Annotated in this window: 14 protein-coding genes; 5 read left to right on the top strand and 9 right to left on the bottom strand. The window is 65.9% G+C overall.

Features of this window, described 5'->3' with window-relative positions; all coding sequences use genetic code 11:
* Positions 1-85: 85 nt before the first annotated feature.
* From queF to HBF25_RS16220, 6 genes are all read right to left on the bottom strand, one after another.
* Entirely contained in the window at positions 86-913 is an 828-nt protein-coding gene (queF, locus tag HBF25_RS16245; RefSeq protein ID WP_166950231.1) for an NADPH-dependent 7-cyano-7-deazaguanine reductase QueF, read from the bottom strand.
* A 46-nt stretch (positions 914-959) separates the two neighbouring features.
* Positions 960-1,952, bottom strand: coding sequence for an aldo/keto reductase (locus tag HBF25_RS16240; protein ID WP_166950229.1), 993 nt, complete (start codon positions 1,950-1,952; stop codon positions 960-962).
* Entirely contained in the window at positions 1,949-2,386 is a 438-nt protein-coding gene (locus HBF25_RS16235) for a MerR family transcriptional regulator (RefSeq protein WP_166950227.1), read from the bottom strand. The genes HBF25_RS16240 and HBF25_RS16235 overlap by 4 nt, the downstream gene beginning before the upstream one ends.
* Before the next feature lie 235 nt (positions 2,387-2,621).
* Positions 2,622-3,026, bottom strand: coding sequence for an acyl-CoA thioesterase (locus tag HBF25_RS16230; protein WP_243853274.1), 405 nt, complete (start codon positions 3,024-3,026; stop codon positions 2,622-2,624).
* A gap of 183 nt (positions 3,027-3,209) precedes the next feature.
* Positions 3,210-4,238, bottom strand: a complete 1,029-nt coding sequence (locus tag HBF25_RS16225; protein ID WP_166950226.1) for a ribonucleotide-diphosphate reductase subunit beta — start codon at positions 4,236-4,238, stop codon at positions 3,210-3,212.
* A 157-nt stretch (positions 4,239-4,395) separates the two neighbouring features.
* Positions 4,396-6,906: a ribonucleoside-diphosphate reductase subunit alpha gene (locus HBF25_RS16220; RefSeq protein WP_166950389.1), complete on the bottom strand. Its 2,511-nt coding sequence runs from the start codon at positions 6,904-6,906 to the stop codon at positions 4,396-4,398.
* 537 nt (positions 6,907-7,443) lie between these two features.
* Between HBF25_RS16220 and HBF25_RS16215 the strand changes: the two genes are divergently transcribed.
* Positions 7,444-9,072: a response regulator gene (locus HBF25_RS16215; RefSeq protein WP_166950224.1), complete on the top strand. Its 1,629-nt coding sequence runs from the start codon at positions 7,444-7,446 to the stop codon at positions 9,070-9,072.
* A gap of 148 nt (positions 9,073-9,220) precedes the next feature.
* On the opposite strand, the gene HBF25_RS16210 is transcribed toward HBF25_RS16215, so the two are convergent.
* A complete protein-coding gene (locus HBF25_RS16210; protein WP_166950222.1) occupies positions 9,221-9,646 on the bottom strand; it encodes a DUF2501 domain-containing protein in 426 nt (141 codons plus the stop codon).
* A 170-nt stretch (positions 9,647-9,816) separates the two neighbouring features.
* Here HBF25_RS16210 and HBF25_RS16205 point away from each other — a divergent pair, with 170 nt between their 5' ends.
* From HBF25_RS16205 to HBF25_RS16195, 3 genes are all read left to right on the top strand, one after another.
* Positions 9,817-10,668 (top strand): NmrA family NAD(P)-binding protein, encoded by an 852-nt coding sequence (locus tag HBF25_RS16205; protein WP_166950220.1) that lies wholly within the window; start codon positions 9,817-9,819, stop codon positions 10,666-10,668.
* A 178-nt stretch (positions 10,669-10,846) separates the two neighbouring features.
* Positions 10,847-12,487: an AMP-binding protein gene (locus tag HBF25_RS16200; protein WP_166950218.1), complete on the top strand. Its 1,641-nt coding sequence runs from the start codon at positions 10,847-10,849 to the stop codon at positions 12,485-12,487.
* A gap of 79 nt (positions 12,488-12,566) precedes the next feature.
* Positions 12,567-15,026, top strand: a complete 2,460-nt coding sequence (locus HBF25_RS16195; protein ID WP_166950216.1) for a membrane-bound PQQ-dependent dehydrogenase, glucose/quinate/shikimate family — start codon at positions 12,567-12,569, stop codon at positions 15,024-15,026.
* 421 nt (positions 15,027-15,447) lie between these two features.
* Here the strand turns inward: HBF25_RS16195 and HBF25_RS16190 are convergent, their stop codons facing one another.
* Positions 15,448-16,665: an MFS transporter gene (locus HBF25_RS16190; protein ID WP_166950214.1), complete on the bottom strand. Its 1,218-nt coding sequence runs from the start codon at positions 16,663-16,665 to the stop codon at positions 15,448-15,450.
* A 99-nt stretch (positions 16,666-16,764) separates the two neighbouring features.
* Between HBF25_RS16190 and HBF25_RS16185 the strand changes: the two genes are divergently transcribed.
* Entirely contained in the window at positions 16,765-17,544 is a 780-nt protein-coding gene (locus HBF25_RS16185) for an AraC family transcriptional regulator (protein ID WP_166950212.1), read from the top strand.
* Here HBF25_RS16185 and HBF25_RS16180 read toward each other — a convergent pair.
* Positions 17,517-18,032 (bottom strand): gluconokinase, encoded by a 516-nt coding sequence (locus HBF25_RS16180; protein WP_166950210.1) that lies wholly within the window; start codon positions 18,030-18,032, stop codon positions 17,517-17,519. The two genes, HBF25_RS16185 and HBF25_RS16180, sit on opposite strands and share 28 nt — an antisense overlap.
* Positions 18,033-18,109: the final 77 nt, after the last annotated feature.

The raw sequence follows: 18,109 nt of genomic DNA, 5'->3' as shown, positions 1-18,109 counted from the left end.
GGGGCCGATTCCCCTTCGCCGCGGCAGGTTACAGGCTACACAACTAAAGGCAAGACCAATGAAGAGCGCATGAATGCGCCGTTCATCATTGGCGGGCACCGCGTGGATTTTCCGGGCGCAGGGAGGCGTCGGTGCTGCGGAACGGGTTGATATCCAGGCCGCCGCGACGGGTGTAACGCGCGTAGACCGTGAGGCTTTCCGGCGCACAGCGCGCAGTCAGGTCCATGAAGATTCGCTCGACGCACTGCTCGTGGAATTCGGTGTGGCTGCGGAAGGACACCAGGTAGCGCAGCAGCCCGGCGCGGTCGATCGGCCGGCCGGTGTAGGCGATCTGCACGCTGCCCCAGTCGGGCTGGCCGGTCACCGGGCAGTTGGAGCGCAGCAGGTGCGAGACCAGCACTTCACGCACTTCGCCCTCGTGGGCACCGAGGAAATCGGCACGCGGCGGGCCATAGCTGTCGAAGTCCAGCTCCATGGCGTCGAGCAGGATGCCTTCCGGCTCGGCGATAGGCGTGCCGCGCAGGGCCTCGGGCGTGTGCAGGGTGACTTCCACCGGGCCACCGGCGCCCGCGGACAGGTCGCGGGCCAGCGTGTCACGCAGGGCGTCGATGGAGGCGACGGTCTCCTGGGCGAAGCTGTTCAGGTACAGCTTGAACGACTTGGATTCGATGATGTTCGGCGTGGTCGCCGGAAAGCGGAACTCGGCCACGGCCACCATGGGCTTGCCGCGCGGATCGAGCCAGGACAGCTCGTAGCCGTTCCACAGGTCCACGCCGTGGAAGGGCATGGTGCCGGTGGTGACGCCGATCTCGTCGCGCTTGCCCTGGCGGGGAATCGGGAAGAGCAGGCTGGGGTCGTAACGGTCGGCGTAGACGGTGGTCTTGCCCAGGGGCGAGTGTTCGGGAGACGACATGGCGGTTTGCTGCTGGCAACAAACCGCCATTATAGGTCGCCCGGGCTCAAGCGTTGATCGAGCCCATCATGTGCGGCTGGTAACGCTCGCCGGCTGTGGAGCCAGCGGGGAATACCGCGTCGATCTCGGCCACCTCGGCCGCGCTGAGCACGACATCGACCGCCCCGGCGTTTTCTTCCAGGTACTTCACGCGCTTGGTGCCGGGAATCGGAACGATGTCGTCGCCCTTGGCCAGCACCCACGCCAGCGCCAGCTGGCTTGCCGTGCAGCCCTTGTCGGCGGCGAACTGCTTCACCTTCTCCACGATGGCGAGGTTCTTCGTGAAGTTTTCACCCATGAAACGCGGGTTATTGCGGCGATAGTCGTCTTCGGCGAAGTCGTCGGGCTTCGTGATGGCGCCGGTGAGGAAGCCACGGCCCAGCGGACTGTAGGCCACCAGGGCGATGCCGTTGTCTCGACAGGCGGCGAGGGAACCGGTGGTTTCCGGATCGCGTGTCCACAGCGAGTATTCGCTTTGCAGGGCGGTGATCGGATGCACCTTCGCCGCGCGGCGGATGGTGTCGGCGCTGGCCTCGGAAAGGCCCAGGTAACGAACCTTGCCTTCCTTCGCCAGCTCGGCCATCGCACCCACGGTGTCCTCGATGGGTACCGTGCGGTCCACGCGATGCTGGTAATAAAGGTCCACGTGATCGGTCTTCAGGCGGCGCAGGCTGCCCTCGATGGACTTGCGCACGTAATCCGGATGGCCGTTGGCGCCGCGCACGGAGGGATCGTTCACATCGCGCACGATGCCGAACTTGGTGGCGAGAAAGACCTTGTCGCGACGCCCTTGCAGGACACGACCGAGCAGTTCCTCGTTGGTGTGCGGGCCGTAGACGTCGGAGGTGTCCCAGAAGGTGATGCCCAGCTCCAGCGCACGCTCAAGCGTGGCGATGCTCTCCTTCTCGTCGCCCGGGCCGTAGAACTCGCTCATGCCCATGCAGCCGAGACCGAGGGTTGAGACCTCCGGACCGTGTTTGCCGAGTTTGCGGGTCTTCATGCGTTTCTCCTTCGTTTCGAGGGGGATGTGCCGGTGGTCTGGCAGGAGGAAGCTGGGGGTACGTCGCTCTCGTAGCGTGCGCGGTAGCGCGCGATCTTGGCGTCGAGGCGCTCGATGGTTTCCGTAAGCAGGACCAGTTCATTGCGCAGGTGGGCGGCGTGGTGGCCGAGCAGTTCACCGCGCAGGCGGATGCTTTCCTGCGTGTCGCCGAGGCGGCGCAGGCGCATGTATTCCTGGATGTCGCGCATGGGCATGCCGGTGGCACGCAGGCACTGCACGAAGGTGATGAGCCGCATCTCGGCATCGCCGTAGACACGTTGTCCGCTACGTCGCGGCACGGGATCGATCAGGCCGATCTGCTCGTAGTAGCGCAACGTATACGCGGTAAGGCCGCTGCTTTGCGCGGCCTCGGCGATGGTGAGTGCGATGGGCATGCACGAAAGCGTACGCCTTCGAGTGCGCTCTAAGTCAACAGGGGGGGATCGAGATGATCGAAGGGCGAGGGAGGCCCTGCACCGGTCGCGCGCAGGCGCGCTCCTACACAAACCGCCCCGTAGGAGCGCGCCTGCGCGCGACCGGCCCCAAGCAGCATTTGCAGGAGCGCGCCTTGCGCGCGACCGGATCGAAGCGGCGTTTGCAGGAGGCCGCCTTGCGCGCGACCGGGGAATATCAGGCCGGCTGGTCGATCGGCGTCGGCTTGTGGTCTGCGCCCAGCGCAATCATCACGAACGTGCCGCGCGTGCACAGCTCGCGCTCACCCGTGATGAGATCTTCGGTGTACATGGCAACGTCGACCTTCATCGACGTGCGGCCCACGGAAAGCACCGTGGCGATCAGTTCCACCATCTGGCCGGTACGCACCGGTACGTGGAAATCCACCTGCTCGGAGCGGGCGGTGACCACCACCTTGCGCGAGTAGCGCGAGGCGGCGAGGAAGGCGGCCTTGTCCATCCACGCCAGCGCCTGGCCGCCGAACAGCGTGCCCAGGTGGTTGGTGTGGTCGGGGAAGACGATTTCGAGGAGACGGGCCTCGGTGGGACGTGCGATGGGGAGCATGGGGGATTGGTCGGACATGGTAACGCCCATTCTATCCCGGATGCTGCACCGCCGCATGACCCGATCCCCTGTAGGAGCGCGCCTCGCGCGCGACCGGAAGAACGAGGCCGTCCCAAATAAAACAACGCCCCGCGCACAAGTCGCAGGGCGTTGCCAATCCGGTCGCGCGCAAGGCGCGCTCCTACAGGGTTTTGTCGTGGATCAGAACGACTGGTCGAATGCCACTTCGCCCTGCACGCCCACCTGGTACGACGAGACGCGGCGCTCGAAGAAGTTGGTGAGTTCCTGGACGTCCTGCAGGTCCATGAAGTCGAACGGGTTCTTGGCGCCGTACTTCTTCGGCATGTCGAGCTGCACGAGACGCTGGTCGGCGCAGTATTCGAGATACTGGCGCATGTCGTTCACCGACAGGCCGGCCACGCCACCGGAGAGCACGTCCTGCGCGAACTGCGTTTCGCAGGCGATGGCGTCTTCCAGCATTTCCTCGACCTGCATGCGCATTTCTTCGTCGAAGAGATCCGGCTCTTCCTCGCGCACGGTGCGCACCACGTCGAAAGCGAAGGCCATGTGGCCGGACTCGTCGCGGAACACCCAGTTGGTGCCCGAGGCCAGGCCGTGCAGCAGGCCGCGCGAACGCAGGTAGTACACGTAGGCGAAGGCGGCGAAGAAGAACAGGCCTTCGATGCACGCGGCGAAGCAGATGAGGTTCAGCAGGAACTGACGACGGTGCTCGCGGGTTTCCAGGCGGTTGAGACCCTGGATGGAGTCGATCCACTTGAAGCAGAACTCGCCCTTCTGGCGGATCGAGGGGATGCTCTCGATGGCGGCGAAGGCCTTGTTGCGCTCCGACGGTTCCGGAATGTAGGTGTCGAGCAGGGTGAGGTAGAACTGCACGTGCAGTGCTTCTTCGTACAGCTGGCGCGAGAGGAACATGCGCGCTTCAGGCGAGTTCACGTGCTGGTACAGGTTGAGCACCAGGTTGTTCGACACGATCGTGTCGCCCGTGGCGAAGAAGGCCACGAGGCGATGGATGAGGTGGCGGTCGGCATCGGACATCTTCGACTTCAGGTCGGTGACGTCGAGCGAGAAGTCCACTTCTTCCACCGTCCAGGTGTTGCGGATGGCAGCGCGGTACATCTCGTAGAACTTCGGGTAACGCATCGGGCGCAGCGTCAGTTCGAAGCCGGGGTCGAGGAGATGGGCATCGCGGGTGATGGGGGCGGCGGACATGGAGGGTACCTCTTGGAATGAGCGGCGCGAAAGGCGCGCCTGCATCGGAATGGGGTGTAGCGACAGCGCTATCGAAGGGTGGATCTTGAAGTGGCCCCGGAGCGGTGGCTCCGCTCCGGGGCGGGTCGCGCGCGAGGCGCGCTCCTACAACAGCGTGTTACTGGCAGGCTTCGCAGTACTCGGGGTTTTCGAGCGAGCAGAAGACCGCCGCGGTGGCTTCTTCCTGGGCATCGACCACCGGGGCGACCGGTGCGGACACCGAGGCGCTGACCGTGGTCTTGGCGATGCGGGTGGCCGGACGCGAACGCAGGTAGTAGGTGGTTTTCACACCCGACTTCCAGGCGTACATGTACATCGACGACAGCTGACCGATGTTCGGGTTTTCCATGAACAGGTTCAGCGACTGGCTCTGGTCGATGTATGCACCGCGGGCGGCGGCGAGGTCGATCAGCGCCTTCTGCGGCAGCTCCCACACGGTGCGGTACACCAGGCGCAGCTGGGCCGGGATGGCGGTCACGCCCTGCACCGAACCTTCGGCCAGCTTGATCTGGTCGCGCACTTCGGCGGTCCACAGGCCCAGCGTCTTCAGTTCGTCGACGAGGTAGCGGTTCACCACGAGGAAGTCGCCCGAGAGCGTTTCGCGCTTGAACAGGTTGGACACCTGCGGCTCGATGCACTCGTAGCAGCCGGCGATCGAGGCGATGGTGGCGGTGGGGGCGATCGCGATGAGCAGCGAGTTGCGCAGGCCGTGCTGCTTGATCTTCGCGCGCAGTTCGGCCCAGCGCTCGTCCTTGCCGTTCGGGGTGGCGGCCGGCCAGTAGTCGAACTGGAGCTCGCCGTTGGCGGCACGGCTCTCGTCGAAGCCCGGGTGGGCGCCGTCACGCTCGGCGATCTCGTTCGACTGCGACAGCGCGTGGAAGTAGATCTCTTCCTGGATGCGCGTGGACAGCGTGCGGGCTTCGTCGGAATCGAACGGCAGGCGCAGCTTGAAGAAGACGTCCTGCAGGCCCATCACGCCCAGGCCCACCGGGCGCCACTTCACATTGGCCGTCTTCGCCGTGGCGATCGGGTAGAAGTTGAGGTCGATGACGCGGTTGAGCTGGCGCACGGCCGTGCGGACCGTGGTGGCGAGCTTGTCGAAATCGAACACGCCGTCCACCACGTGGCGGGCGAGGTTCACCGAGCCGAGGTTGCACACCGCGGTCTCGTTCTCGTTGGTGACTTCGAGAATCTCGGTGCACAGGTTCGACAGGTGGATGACGTTTTCCGGACGCGCGGTCTGGTTGCTGGTGGCGTTGGAGCGATCCTTGAAGGTCATCCAGCCGTTGCCGGTCTGGGCCAGCGAACGCAGCATGCGGGCGTAGAGCTCGCGTGCCTTGATCGACTTCACGGCCAGGCCTTCGGCTTCGGCCTTTTCATAGGCGGCGTCGAAGGTAGCGCCCCAGGTGTCGACGAAGTGCGGCACGATCTTCGGATCGAACAGCGACCAGTCACCGTCGGTCTCCACGCGGCGCATGAAGAGGTCGGGTACCCAGTTGGCAAGGTTCAGGTTGTGCGTGCGTCGTGCGTCGTCGCCGGTGTTCTCGCGCAGTTCGAGGAATTCCTCGATGTCGGCGTGCCAGCTTTCCAGGTACACGCAGGCCGCGCCCTTGCGCTTGCCGCCCTGGTTCACGGCGGCGACCGAGGCGTCGAGCGTCTTCAGCCACGGCACGAGACCGTTGGAGTGGCCGTTGGTGCCCTTGATCAGCGAACCGCGCGAACGGATGCGCGAGTAGGCCAGGCCGATACCGCCGGCAAACTTCGACAGCTGGGCCACGTCGCCGTACTTGGCGTAGATGGATTCCAGCGCGTCCTGCGGCGAGTCGAGCAGGAAGCACGACGACAGCTGCTCATGCGCGGTACCGGCGTTGAACAGGGTCGGCGAGCTGGCGAGGTATTCCAGCGACGAGAGCATGCGGTACAGCTCGAGCGTCTCGGTGACATCGTTGCCGCCGAGCGCGCAGGCGATGCGCATGAAGAAGTACTGCGGCGTCTCGATGACGAAGCGCTTGGTCGGGTGGCGCAGCAGGTAACGGTCGTACACCGTGCGCAGGCCGAAGTACTCGAAGCGGCGCGAGGCGTTGGTGTCGATGGCGTCGTTGAGCTTGCGCGAGTTGGTCTGCACGAAGTCGCGCAGGCGCTCGTTCAGGATGCCCAGCTCGGAGCCGGTGGCGATCGACTGGGAGAACGACTGGATCTCCTGGCCGGCCACTTCCTTGTCGATGAAGGCCGAGAGCAGGCGCGCGGCGAGCTGGCCGTATTCCGGCTCTTCGGCGGTGAGCGCCGCGGAGGTGCGGATCGACAGCTGGTCGAGTTCCTGGGTGGTGGCACCGTCGTACAGGCCGCCGATCGTCTTCAGCGCCACGCGCATCGGATCGACCGAGAACAGGCCATCGGCGCTGCGCGTCACCGCGCGCACGATCTTGTTGACGTCAACGGTTTCCTGGCCGCCGTTGCGCTTCTTCACGCGCATCTGGCCGGGGTTGTGGGGAGGAGTCAGGGTGAACGCCGGCGGGGCGTCATTGCGGTAGCCGGCAGCGGGCGCCTTCTCGGCGGTGGGGTTGGGGGTGGCGGTCGTCTCGGCGGCCGTCTCGGTGCGCTCGCGCGCTGCGGAATCCATCGTGGTCATATGTGGCATGCCCCAGGGCCTGTTCCAAACCCCCCGTTACTGAAAACGGGGCTCGACGCGGTGGCGCCGCGGATGGGTCGGGGCACGGGGGCGACAGGGGGCTCCCGGGTCCGCGACGCGCCTTCCCACGGAAGTCGCCACCGCACACTGGTATGGGGATCGGCCTTCATGGAGCGTGTCCGTCGGACGCGACGCCTTCCCCCCCGGGAAGGTGCGGTGCACGAAGGGTCGATTCCACTCGCCGCTGCGGAGCAGTCCGGATTTGCACCGGATTCCCTCTCGTCCGGCGGAAAATAGCGTTCCGTCGGTGACCAGCGAGACACACGATATAGGCGGGGAGGGGGTAGGTCAACACAATATGTAGGGTACGTTCGTATGTCCTTGATCGCAGGGGCTGACACCGTGACGGCCGGGTGGAAGGCCCCCTCGGACACCCGCAAACACCTTCGGCGGTCAAGATTTTGTGAAGATCGTCTACACAAAGTTGGTCTTCGAGCGAGGCTAGACTCTGCGGCCACCCACAGGACACCAGGCTAGATGCGCCATCCCCTCGAGCCGCAGGACCACTCGCCACCTGCCCAGTCGCTGGACCCAGCCATCGACATGACCCAGGACCAGTTGCGCCAGGCGCAGAAGATGGATGCCATCGGCAAGCTCACGGGCGGGGTCGCGCACGATTTCAACAACCTGCTCCAGGTGATCGGGGGCAACCTGCAACTGCTCGCCGCCGACGTCAGCGGCAATCCCCGCGCCGAGCGGCGCGTGGCCAACGCCATGGCGGGCGTCACCCGCGGGGCCCGCCTGGCGGCGCAGCTGCTGGCCTTCGGCCGGCGCCAGCCGCTGGTACCCAAGGTAGTCAACATCGGCCGCTTCGTCCGCGACATGGACGAGCTGCTGCGTCGTGCCCTGGGCGAGGCGATCGAGGTCGAGACCGTCATCGCGGGCGGCCTGTGGAACACGCTGATCGACGCGACCAATGTCGAGAACGCCCTGCTCAACCTTGCCATCAACGCGCGCGATGCCATGGACGGACAGGGCAAGCTCACCATCGAGGCCGGCAACGCCTTGCTGGACGACGCCTATGCGGCGGCCCACGGCGACCTGCGCGCCGGCCAGTACGTGATGCTGGCGGTGACCGACACCGGCAGCGGCATCCCGGCGGCGGTCCTGCCGCATGTGTTCGAGCCGTTCTTTACGACCAAGCCCGAGGGGCAGGGCACGGGCCTGGGCCTGTCGATGGTCTACGGCTTCGTGAAGCAGTCCGGCGGCCACGTGAAGATCTACAGCGAGGCCGGTCACGGCACCACCGTGCGCATCTACCTGCCGCGCTCGACGCAGACCGAGGACCGCATCGTGGCCCTCGACGTGGGCGAGGTGCGCGGTGGCGACGAGACCATCCTGGTGGCCGAGGACGACGACGCCGTGCGCGAGACCGTGGTCGGCATGCTGGCCGACCTGGGTTACCGCGTATTGCGGGCGCGCGATGCCGAAAGCGCGCTGTCCATCATCGAAAGCGGTATCGCGATCGACATGCTGTTCACCGACGTGGTGATGCCCGGCCCCCTGCGCAGCCCCGAGCTGGCGCGCAAGGCCGTGGAGCGCCAGCCGGGCATCGCGGTGCTGTTCACCTCCGGCTATACCGAAAACGCCATCGTCCACGGAGGCCGCCTGGACGAAGGCGTGGAACTGCTGAGCAAGCCCTACACTCGTGAGGCGCTGGCGCGGCGGGTTCGCCATGTGTTGTCCGGCCGCGTGCCGCGCGTGCCTTCCACCGATGCCTCCGCCCCGGCCGTGCCGCTGCCGACGCGGCATGGTCCGTTGCGCGTACTGGTGCTGGAAGACGATGCGCTGATCCGGCTGTCCATCGTCGAAATGCTGGAGAGCCGTGGGCATGCCGTGTTCGAGGCGGCCGACGGCAACGAGGCGCTACGCGTGTTCGCCGCCGAGATCATCGACGTGATGCTGGCCGACGTGGCACTGCCCGGCATGAGTGGTGTGGAAGTGGTGGAGCGTGCACGCGAGACCCGACCCGACCTGCCGGTCATCTACGCCACCGGCGACCACACGGCGAACGACATCCGCCGCGACGCACGCACGGCGATCATCGTGAAGCCGTACGGCGTGGCGGAACTGACGGAAGCCCTGGCAAGGATCACCCGCCCGTAACCAGAACCCCCTGTAGGAGCGCGCCTCGCGCGCGACCGGTTGGAACGTCAACGCAGAAACGTTTTCGCGATCACCGGTCGCGCGCAAGGCGCGCTCCTACACGGGAAGCGCCTGCGCGCGACCGGCGAAGCCGGAATGTGAGGGAGAACTACATCCCCACCCACTTCTTCCCCTGCTTCAACACGGCATCGCACACCTTGGTGGTGAGCTGCGCCTTCAGGTCGCCGCCGCCCTTGTTCTCCTTGCCCAGGTCCAGGATCGTCTTGCCCTTGTCGTCGTTGAGCAGGCCGCGCTGGCCTTCCACGAAGCCCATGTCCTGCTTCTGCTTCGAATCGCCGCCGAGCTTGGAGATCAGCTGGTCCTTCACGCCGCTGGCGCCGCTTTCGCCGCCAAGATAGTTGTTGTTGAGGCAGTACTGGATGATGCCGGCCGCGTTGCCCATGCTGCCGGACGTGAGCGATGAGCCACCCCCTCCGCCCAGCATTCCGCCGAGCTTGTCCAGCTGCCCGGCGGAGGCGCTGCCTGCGGCGAGGGTGAGGGCAAAGGCGAGGCCGGCGGCAAAGCGGGTCTTCATGACGGTGGCTCCGGTGGTGAGGTGGGCCAACAAATACCGCCACGCTTGTTATGGAGATGTATGTCGGCGAGGTAGTGGTGACAAAAGATCATAAATCACGTTACCACCCGTCGCTTCAGTCACGAATGACGACTGCGTAGCCTTTCTCCATCCCCCAATGGAGACACGCCATGTACGCCATCACAGGAATCACCGGCCAGGTCGGTGCCTCGCTCGCCGAGGCGCTGTTCACCGCCGGTCGCCCTTTCCGAGCCGTCGTGCGCAACCCTGAGAAAGCACGTGCTTTCCTGGAGCGCGGTGCCACGCTCGCCGTGGCCGAACTCGACGATACGGCCGCCCTCACGGAGGCGTTCCGCGACTGCGAGGCCGTTTTCGTGCTGCTGCCGCCCGTGTTCGATCCATCCCCGGGTTTCCCGGAATCGAACCGCACCATTACCTCGATTCATGAAGCCTTGCTTGCCGCACGGCCGCAGCGGGTGGTGGTGCTCTCCACGATCGGCGCCGAAGCCACCGAGGAGAACCTGCTTTCCCAGCTCGGCCGCATGGAGAAGAAGTTGGGCACGCTGCCGATGCCCGTCGCCTTCCTGCGCGCAGGCTGGTTCTTCGAAAACTCTCAGTGGGACGTCACATCGGCCCGCGAGAGCGGTGTGATCGACAGCTATCTTGATCCGCTCGATCGTCCCATTGCGATGGTTGCCACGCGGGATGTCGGCCGCCTTGCCGCGAAGCTGCTGGGCGAGTCGTGGGACGGCGTGCGCATCGTCGAACTGGAAGGGCCGGTGCGCACCAGCCCGAACGACCTGGCGGCAGCGTTCTCGCGTGCGCTCGGTCGCGACGTGGTGGCCCGCGTGGTGCCGCGCGAAACGTGGGAAGCGCGTTTCCAGGCACAGGGCATGCGTCATCCCGGTCCGCGCATGCGGATGATCGACGGGTTCAACGAAGGCTGGATCGATTTCGGCACGACGTCGATCAAGGGCGAGACGGGTGTGGATACGGTGGTGGCGGAGCTGGTGGCTCGCTGAGGGTTATGGGGCATTGCCGGTCGCGCGCAGGCGCGCTCCTACACAAGCCGCCCTGCGCGAGCGAGGCTGTTGTAGGAGCGCGCCTGCGCGCGACCGGCGAAACCGACCCCCATCCGCACCCCCTGTACCTCCACCCCCGAATCAGTATCTTCAAGGCATCGCCCCCAGGATGCCCCGCATGCCCCACGCCCCCAGCTACGTCCACGGCGCCAGCGCCACCCCGCTGCTCGGCGAAACCGTTGGCGAACTGCTCGACCGCGTCGCCACCCGCTGGCCGGAGCGCCCTGCGCTCGTCGTCCGTCAACAGGGCATCCGCTGGACCTACCGCGAATTCCATGCCGAAGTGGAACGCATCGCCGCCGGGCTGCTGGCGCTGGGACTGGAGCCGGGCGATCGCGTGGGCATCTGGGCCCCCAACCGTGCCGAATGGGTCGTCACGCAATTTGCCGCACCGAAGGCCGGCCTCGTACTGGTCAACATCAACCCGGCCTACCGCTTGCACGAGCTGGCCTACGCACTGGACAAGGTCGGCTGCCGCGCACTGATCCTGCCGCGCGCCTTCAAGAGCTCGCATTACCTCGACGTACTCGCCTCGGTGAAGCCGGGCCTGCCCGACCTGCGTCATGTGATCCTGCTCGACGACACCGCCGAACCCGGCACGCTGCGCTGGTCCGATATCACCGCCGACGATGCGGCACGTGCCAGGCTCGCGGCGGCGACACGCGGCCTCACCTTCGATGACCCGGTGAACATCCAGTTCACCTCCGGCACCACCGGCTCGCCGAAAGGCGCCACGCTCACCCACCACAACATCGTCAACAACGGTTTCTTCATCGGCGAAGCCATGCGCCTCACGGAAGAAGATCGCCTGTGCATCCCCGTGCCGTTCTACCACTGCTTCGGCATGGTGCTGGGCAACCTCGCCTGCGTGACGCACGGCGCCTGCATGGTGATCCCGGGCGAGGGCTTCGATCCGCTTGCCACGCTGGAAACGGTGGCCGAGGAACGCTGCACGGGCCTGCATGGCGTGCCGACGATGTTCATCGCCGAGCTGGAACACCCACGTTTCCGCGAGTTCGACCTGTCGAGCCTGCGCACCGGCATCATGGCCGGCTCGCCGTGCCCCATCGAGATCATGCGCCGCGTGGTGGACGAGATGCACATGGCCGAGGTGACCATCGCCTACGGCATGACCGAGACCAGCCCCGTGAGCTTCCAGACCGTCACGGACGATCCGCTGGACATGCGCGTATCCACGGTGGGTCGCGTGCATCCGCATGTCGAGGTGAAGATCGTGGACGAGAACGGCCTCATCGTGCCGCGCGGCGAAACCGGCGAACTGCTCACGCGTGGGTATTCGGTGATGCGCGGTTACTGGGGCGATGAAGCCGCCACGCATGCCGCCCTCGACGCGGCACGCTGGATGCACACGGGCGACCTCGCCACGCTCGATGACGACGGCTACTGCCGCGTCGTGGGTCGCCTTAAGGACATGATCATCCGCGGTGGCGAGAACATCTATCCACGCGAGATCGAGGAATTCCTCTACGGGCATCCCGACATCCTGGACGTGCAGGTCTTCGGTGTGCCGGATCGCCGCCTGGGCGAGCAGGTCTGCGCCTGGATCCGCCTGCGCGATGGCGCCAGCGTCACCGAGGGTGGGATCCAGGACTACTGCCGCCATCACCTGGCCTACTTCAAGGTGCCGCACTACGTGCGCTTCGTGCACGACTTCCCGATGACCGTCACCGGCAAGGTGCAGAAATACCTGATGCGTGAAGCCATGGCCGCGGAACTGGCCGGAAACGCGACAGGCTGACGGGCCCGGCTCTCCACCTGGGGTTCACGCCCTGACCGCCAACCTTTCGTCCAGGGGTGGGCCGTTCCAAGGTGAGGCCATGAATCGAACCAGGAGTTTCCATCCGGCGACGCTGTTTTCCGCGTTTGTCTTCGCACTGTACGGTGCCGCGCTGACCTGGGGTGGCATCGTGCTGCTCCGGCAAAGCGGCTCCGTCTACTACATCGTGGCCGGCGTGATCACCTTGCTGGTGGCCTTGCTGCTCCTGCTGCGGCAACGCTCGGCGGTAACGATCTACGCCTTGCTGCTGGTCGGCACCACGGGCTGGGCCTTCTGGGAAGTGGGCCTGGACTGGTGGCAGCTGCTGACCCGGCTCGATCTGTGGTTTGCCCTGGGCCTGTGGCTGTTGCTGCCCTGGCCGCGCCGCGGCCTGAATCGCGAGCGCTACTACGCCAGCGCACGCGGCACCGGTGGGGGTGTCCTGTTTCTAGCCTTGCTGGTCATGGCGGCGGTGGGCGTGGCGGGTGCACTGCGTCCCGAGCGCGATATCCCCGGTGAACTACCGATGGCCGACGAGACCGGTCCTCAGGGCGACCGCGCCATGCGTCCGGATGGCGACTGGACCGACTACGGCGGCTCGCCCTATGGCCAGCGCTATTCGCCGCTCACCCAGATCACCCCCGACAACGCGGGCCAGCTCCAGGTGGCCTGGAAGATCCAGACCGGTGACGTGCCCGGCCCGGACGATCCGACCGAGACCACGGCGGAAAACACGCCGCTGAAGATCGGCGATACGGTGTACCTGTGCACACCCCATAGCCGCGTCATCGCGGTGGATGCCGCTACCGGCCAGAAGCGCTGGGAGTTCGATCCGAAGCTGCAGAGCCCCGTGGGCTTCAAGCACTGGGAGCACATGACCTGCCGTGGCGTGTCCTATCACGACGATACGAAGTACGCGTCGGCCGTGATTCCCGCGCCCGCCACCACGGCGGCCGGTGCACCGGCCGTGGCTTCCACCGCACCGCTGCCGCCGCCGGCCACGGCTTCTGCCACCTGCCCGCGCCGGATCTTCCTGCCCACCGCCGACGCTCGCCTGATCGCGCTGGACGCGGACAGCGGCAAGCCGTGCACGGACTTCGGCAAGGACGGCACGGTGGACCTGCGCACCAACATCGGTCCGTTCACGCCGGGCGGTTATTACTCCACCTCGCCGCCGGCCGTGACCCGCGACCTGGTCATCATCGGCGGCCATGTCACCGACAATGAATCCACCGACGAACCGTCGGGTGTGATCCGTGCCTACGACGTGCACGATGGCCACCTGGTGTGGAACTGGGACCCCGGCAAGCCGGATGACACCGCGCCCATCGGCCCGAACGAGCTCTATACGCGCAACTCGCCGAACGTGTGGTCGATTTTCAGCGTCGACGAAAACCTGGGCATGGTCTACCTGCCCATGGGCAACCAGACACCGGATCAGTTTGCCGGCGGCCGTACCCCCACCTCGGAGAAATACGGCGCAGGTGTCGTTGCACTGGATATCGCTACCGGCAAGGTGAAGTGGAATTACCAGTTCACCCATCACGACCTGTGGGACATGGACGTGGGTGGCCAACCGACGCTGATGGACATGAAGACGGCCGACGGCATGAAGCCTGCGCTGCTGGCGTCGACGAAGCAGGGCAGCATCTATGTACTCGACCGCCGCGACGGTACGCCCATCGTGCCGATCCGTGAGGTGGAGCGGCCGCAGGGTGCGGTGGATGGCGACCATACCTCGCCCACGCAGCCCCTGTCGGACCTGAACTTCGCACCGCCGGATGTGCGCGAGAAAGATATGTGGGGCACGACACCGCTGGATCAGCTGTGGTGCCGCATCCGTTATCGCTCGTTGCGTTACGACGGCATGTTCACCCCGCCGTCGTTGCAGGGCTCGCTCGTGTTTCCGGGCAACTTCGGCGTATTCGACTGGGGCGGTATCTCGGTCGATCCCACGCGCCAGCTGCTGCTGCTCAATCCGAGCTACATGGCCTTCCAGTCGAAGCTGATCCCGAAGGATGAGCTGGCGAAGATGGAAGTAAAAGAATCCAAGAGCGAAACGGAAGGCATCAAGCAGGCCAAGGGCATTCCCTATGCCATCGAGCTGTCGCCGTTCCTCTCCCCGCTGGGCATCCCCTGCCAGGCACCGCCGTGGGGTTACGTGGCGGGCGTGGATCTGGGCACGGGTCGCATGATGTGGCGTCACCGCAACGGCACCATCATCGACAGCGCACCGCTGCCGATCCCGATGCCGCTTGGTGTGCCGAGCCTCGGCGGCATGCTCACCACGGGCGGCGGTGTCACGTTCCTGAGTGGCACGCTGGATTACTACATCCGTGGCTACGACGTCCGCACCGGCCGCAAGGTATGGGAGGCCCGCCTGCCAGCAGGCGGACAGGCCACGCCGATGAGCTACGCGGATGCCAGCGGTCGCCAGTACATCCTGGTCACCGCAGGCGGCCATGGTTCGCTGGGCACGAAACAAGGCGACTGGGTCATCGCCTACGCCCTCCCCAAATAACCCCACGTCCCCCTGTAGGAGCGCGCCTCGCGCGCGACCGTCTGAAACGTGGCGTCTCCGATTGAAGGATGCTCCCTACCGAAGGGGTGGGAGCTGATCGCATCGGGGATGTTGCGCTCCGTAGGAACGCTGCCCCCGCCGCCTCTCCCAACGTAATCGCCGCTTGTTGTAGGAGCGCGCCTGCGCGCGACCGTTCATGGCGATGTACATCACCGTTCCTGTTCCACCGGTCGCGCGCAAGCACGCTCCTACAACGCACGGGTCAACCTGGCGACGATGCTTTCCCTGTAGGAGCGTGCTTCGCGCGCGACCGGTTATCGCGAAAGCCTTGAACTCATCGCCTTGAATGGTCGCGCGCAAGCACGCTCCTACAACAAGCGGGGGTGAGGGGCGTGCGGGTATCACGCCGGTACTTTCGTCGTCAGGCTTTCTTGCGTCGTGGGTTCGGCAGGAAGGCCGCGAGCAATCCGATCAGCGGCAGGAACGCGCAGATCTGGTACACCGCCTCGATGCCGATATGGTCGGCCAGTTCGCCAAGGCCCGCGGCGCCGAGGCCGCCCATGCCGAAGGAAAAGCCGAAGAACAGGCCGGAGATCATGCCCACCTTGCCCGGTACCAGCTCCTGGGCGAAGACCACGATGGCGGGAAATGCCGAGGCGAGGATCAGGCCGATGGCGACGGTGATCGGCGCCGTCCAGAACAGGCTGGCGTGCGGCAGCAGCAGGGTGAAGGGCAGGGCACCGAGGATGGAGAACCAGATGACGTGCTTGCGGCCGAAGCGATCACCCATGGGGCCGCCGAGGATCGTGCCGACGGCCACCGCACCCAGGAACACGAACAGGTGCAGCTGCGCGTTTTCCACCGACACGCCGAAGCGATGGATCAGGTAGAAGGTGAAATAGCTGGTGAGGCTGGCCAGGTACACATACTTCGAGAAGATCAGCGCCAGCAGCACCGTAATGCCGCGACGCGCTTCCGCACTGCTGGGCGGGGTGATGTCATGGCTGCCGCCACCTGTTTTGAGGCGGGTGAGGCCGTGGTGGCGATACCACTGGCCCACGTTCCACAGGATGGCGCCGGAAAGCAGGGCCAGCAGTGCGAAGAAGGCCAGGCTCGACTGGCCCCAGCGCACCACCACCACGGCGGCGGCCAGCGGGCCGAGCGCCTGGCCGGCGTTGCCGCCCACCTGGAACAGCGATTGCGCCAGGCCATGCCGGCCACCGGCGGCCATGCGCGCCACGCGAGAGGATTCGGGATGGAACACCGACGAGCCCATGCCCAGCAGCGCGGCGCCAACCAGCAACATGCCGTAGGTGTGCGCTACCGACAGCACCATCAGGCCGGCCAGGGAAAAGAGCGTGCCGCCGGGCAGCGCCAGCGGCGTGGGCCGACGGTCGGCGTACAGGCCGACCAGCGGCTGCAGGATCGACGCGGTGATCTGGTAGGTCAGCGTGATCAGGCCGATCTGCCCGAAGTCGAGGTGGAATCCGGCCTTCAGGCCCGGATAGATGGCGGGCAGCAGCGACTGCATCATGTCGTTGAGCAGGTGGCAGAAGCTGATGGCGAAGATCACGCCGTAGACGGTGGGCGTGGCGGCGCGAGGGGTCTCCACCGCGGCGCTGGTGGTGGGAACTTGCATGGACGGTCCTGGGGAAAGGCTTGGGATGCAATATGAGAACATGCGCAAAGCTGTCCCGCGCTAGGATATGGGTCAAAACCCTTCGCAAACGGGACAATCATGGCTTCCAACGGCCCAGATGCCTTCGATTCGGTGGCCCGGCCCGTGGTCACGCGGGCCAGCGTCTATGCCGCCTCGTATGAGCTGGCCACCCACCAGCACCGGCGGGGGCAGCTGCTATATGCCTCGCAGGGCACCGTGGCGGTGACCACGCCGCTGGGAGCATGGATCGCACCGCCGGAGCGTGCCGTTTGGATTCCACCGACGATGCCGCATTCGGTGCGCATGATCGGCGTGGTGACCACGAGCAGTGCCTATCTGGAGCCGGCGGTGACGACGATGCTGGGCGATGCCTGCCGGGTGCTGGCCGTGTCGCCCCTGCTGCGCGCCTTGCTGGTCGAGGCGCAGCACGTGCCGCGCGAATACGACCCGGCGGGACGCGATGGCCTGCTGATGGGTTTGCTTATCGCCGAGATCGGCCGGGCCGCTACGGTGCCGCTGGCCTTGCCGTTGCCGAAGCATGCGGCACTGGCCAGGCGCTGCGCGCGTTTCCTTGAACGCCCGACGGTGACCGAAGATATCGATACGTGGGCTGACGATCTCGCCATGCACCGTCGCAGTTTCACCCGGTTGTTCCGCCGCGAAACGGGTATGAGCTTTGCGCAGTGGCGTCAGCAGGCCTGCCTGCTGCATGCCTTGCCACGCTTGTCGGCAGGCGAGCCGGTGACGGATATCGCCATGGATCTGGGGTATGAGAACCCCACGGGTTTTTCGACGATGTTTCGTCGTGCCTTCGGCCGTGCGCCCAGCACTTATCGCGATGCGGTGCCGCGCGCCTGAGCGCAGCCACGGCGGATCACGCTTTCGATGGTGTCGGTGGGTGAGTCGCCGATGTCCACCCATAGCGCTTCGTCGCGCGAGGGTTCTTCGAGCGTCGCGAGCTGGCTGTCGAGCAGGGCGGGGTTGAAGAAGTGACCGCTGCGATGGCCCAGGCGGTCGGCCAGCAAGTCACGCGTGCCGTGCAGATAGACGAAGCGCACGTCGTCATGGCCTTTACGCAGGAAATCGCGATAGCGTTTCTTCAGCGCCGAGCAGGCCAGCACGAGCGACTGGCCGCTGGCGCGGTGGCGGTCCATCTCCGCCACGATGGCTTCGAGCCAGGGCTGGCGATCGTTATCGTCGAGGGGAATGCCGCGGGCCATCTTGTCGCGATTGGCCTGGGGATGAAGGCTGTCGCCGTCGATGAAGGGAATGCCCAGCCGCGTGGCCAGCCCTTCGCCGATCGTGCTCTTGCCGCTGCCGGAGACGCCCATGACGATGGTGATCATGCCGACGATGATGCGCGATCCCAGGTGAAGAATCGATCTTTCCTGTAGGAGCGCGCCTGCGCGCGACCGGGTTTTGC

The sequence above is a fragment of the Luteibacter anthropi genome, from assembly GCF_011759365.1.
Taxonomy (GTDB): Bacteria; Pseudomonadota; Gammaproteobacteria; order Xanthomonadales; family Rhodanobacteraceae; genus Luteibacter; species Luteibacter anthropi.
Note: the sequence above shows the minus strand (reverse complement) of the source record. Positions and strands in the feature narration are given on the sequence as shown.

Excerpts from the sequence above, each read along its gene's own strand:
- queF (WP_166950231.1), bottom strand. The coding sequence starts at position 913 with ATGTCGTCTCCCGAACACTCGCCCCTGGGCAAGACCACCGTCTACGCC.
- HBF25_RS16240 (WP_166950229.1), bottom strand. The coding sequence starts at position 1,952 with ATGAAGACCCGCAAACTCGGCAAACACGGTCCGGAGGTCTCAACCCTC.
- HBF25_RS16235 (WP_166950227.1), bottom strand. The coding sequence starts at position 2,386 with ATGCCCATCGCACTCACCATCGCCGAGGCCGCGCAAAGCAGCGGCCTT.
- HBF25_RS16230 (WP_243853274.1), bottom strand. The coding sequence starts at position 3,026 with ATGTCCGACCAATCCCCCATGCTCCCCATCGCACGTCCCACCGAGGCC.
- HBF25_RS16225 (WP_166950226.1), bottom strand. The coding sequence starts at position 4,238 with ATGTCCGCCGCCCCCATCACCCGCGATGCCCATCTCCTCGACCCCGGC.
- HBF25_RS16220 (WP_166950389.1), bottom strand. The coding sequence starts at position 6,906 with ATGACCACGATGGATTCCGCAGCGCGCGAGCGCACCGAGACGGCCGCC.
- HBF25_RS16215 (WP_166950224.1), top strand. The coding sequence starts at position 7,444 with ATGCGCCATCCCCTCGAGCCGCAGGACCACTCGCCACCTGCCCAGTCG.
- HBF25_RS16210 (WP_166950222.1), bottom strand. The coding sequence starts at position 9,646 with ATGAAGACCCGCTTTGCCGCCGGCCTCGCCTTTGCCCTCACCCTCGCC.
- HBF25_RS16205 (WP_166950220.1), top strand. The coding sequence starts at position 9,817 with ATGTACGCCATCACAGGAATCACCGGCCAGGTCGGTGCCTCGCTCGCC.
- HBF25_RS16200 (WP_166950218.1), top strand. The coding sequence starts at position 10,847 with ATGCCCCACGCCCCCAGCTACGTCCACGGCGCCAGCGCCACCCCGCTG.
- HBF25_RS16195 (WP_166950216.1), top strand. The coding sequence starts at position 12,567 with ATGAATCGAACCAGGAGTTTCCATCCGGCGACGCTGTTTTCCGCGTTT.
- HBF25_RS16190 (WP_166950214.1), bottom strand. The coding sequence starts at position 16,665 with ATGCAAGTTCCCACCACCAGCGCCGCGGTGGAGACCCCTCGCGCCGCC.
- HBF25_RS16185 (WP_166950212.1), top strand. The coding sequence starts at position 16,765 with ATGGCTTCCAACGGCCCAGATGCCTTCGATTCGGTGGCCCGGCCCGTG.
- HBF25_RS16180 (WP_166950210.1), bottom strand. The coding sequence starts at position 18,032 with ATGATCACCATCGTCATGGGCGTCTCCGGCAGCGGCAAGAGCACGATC.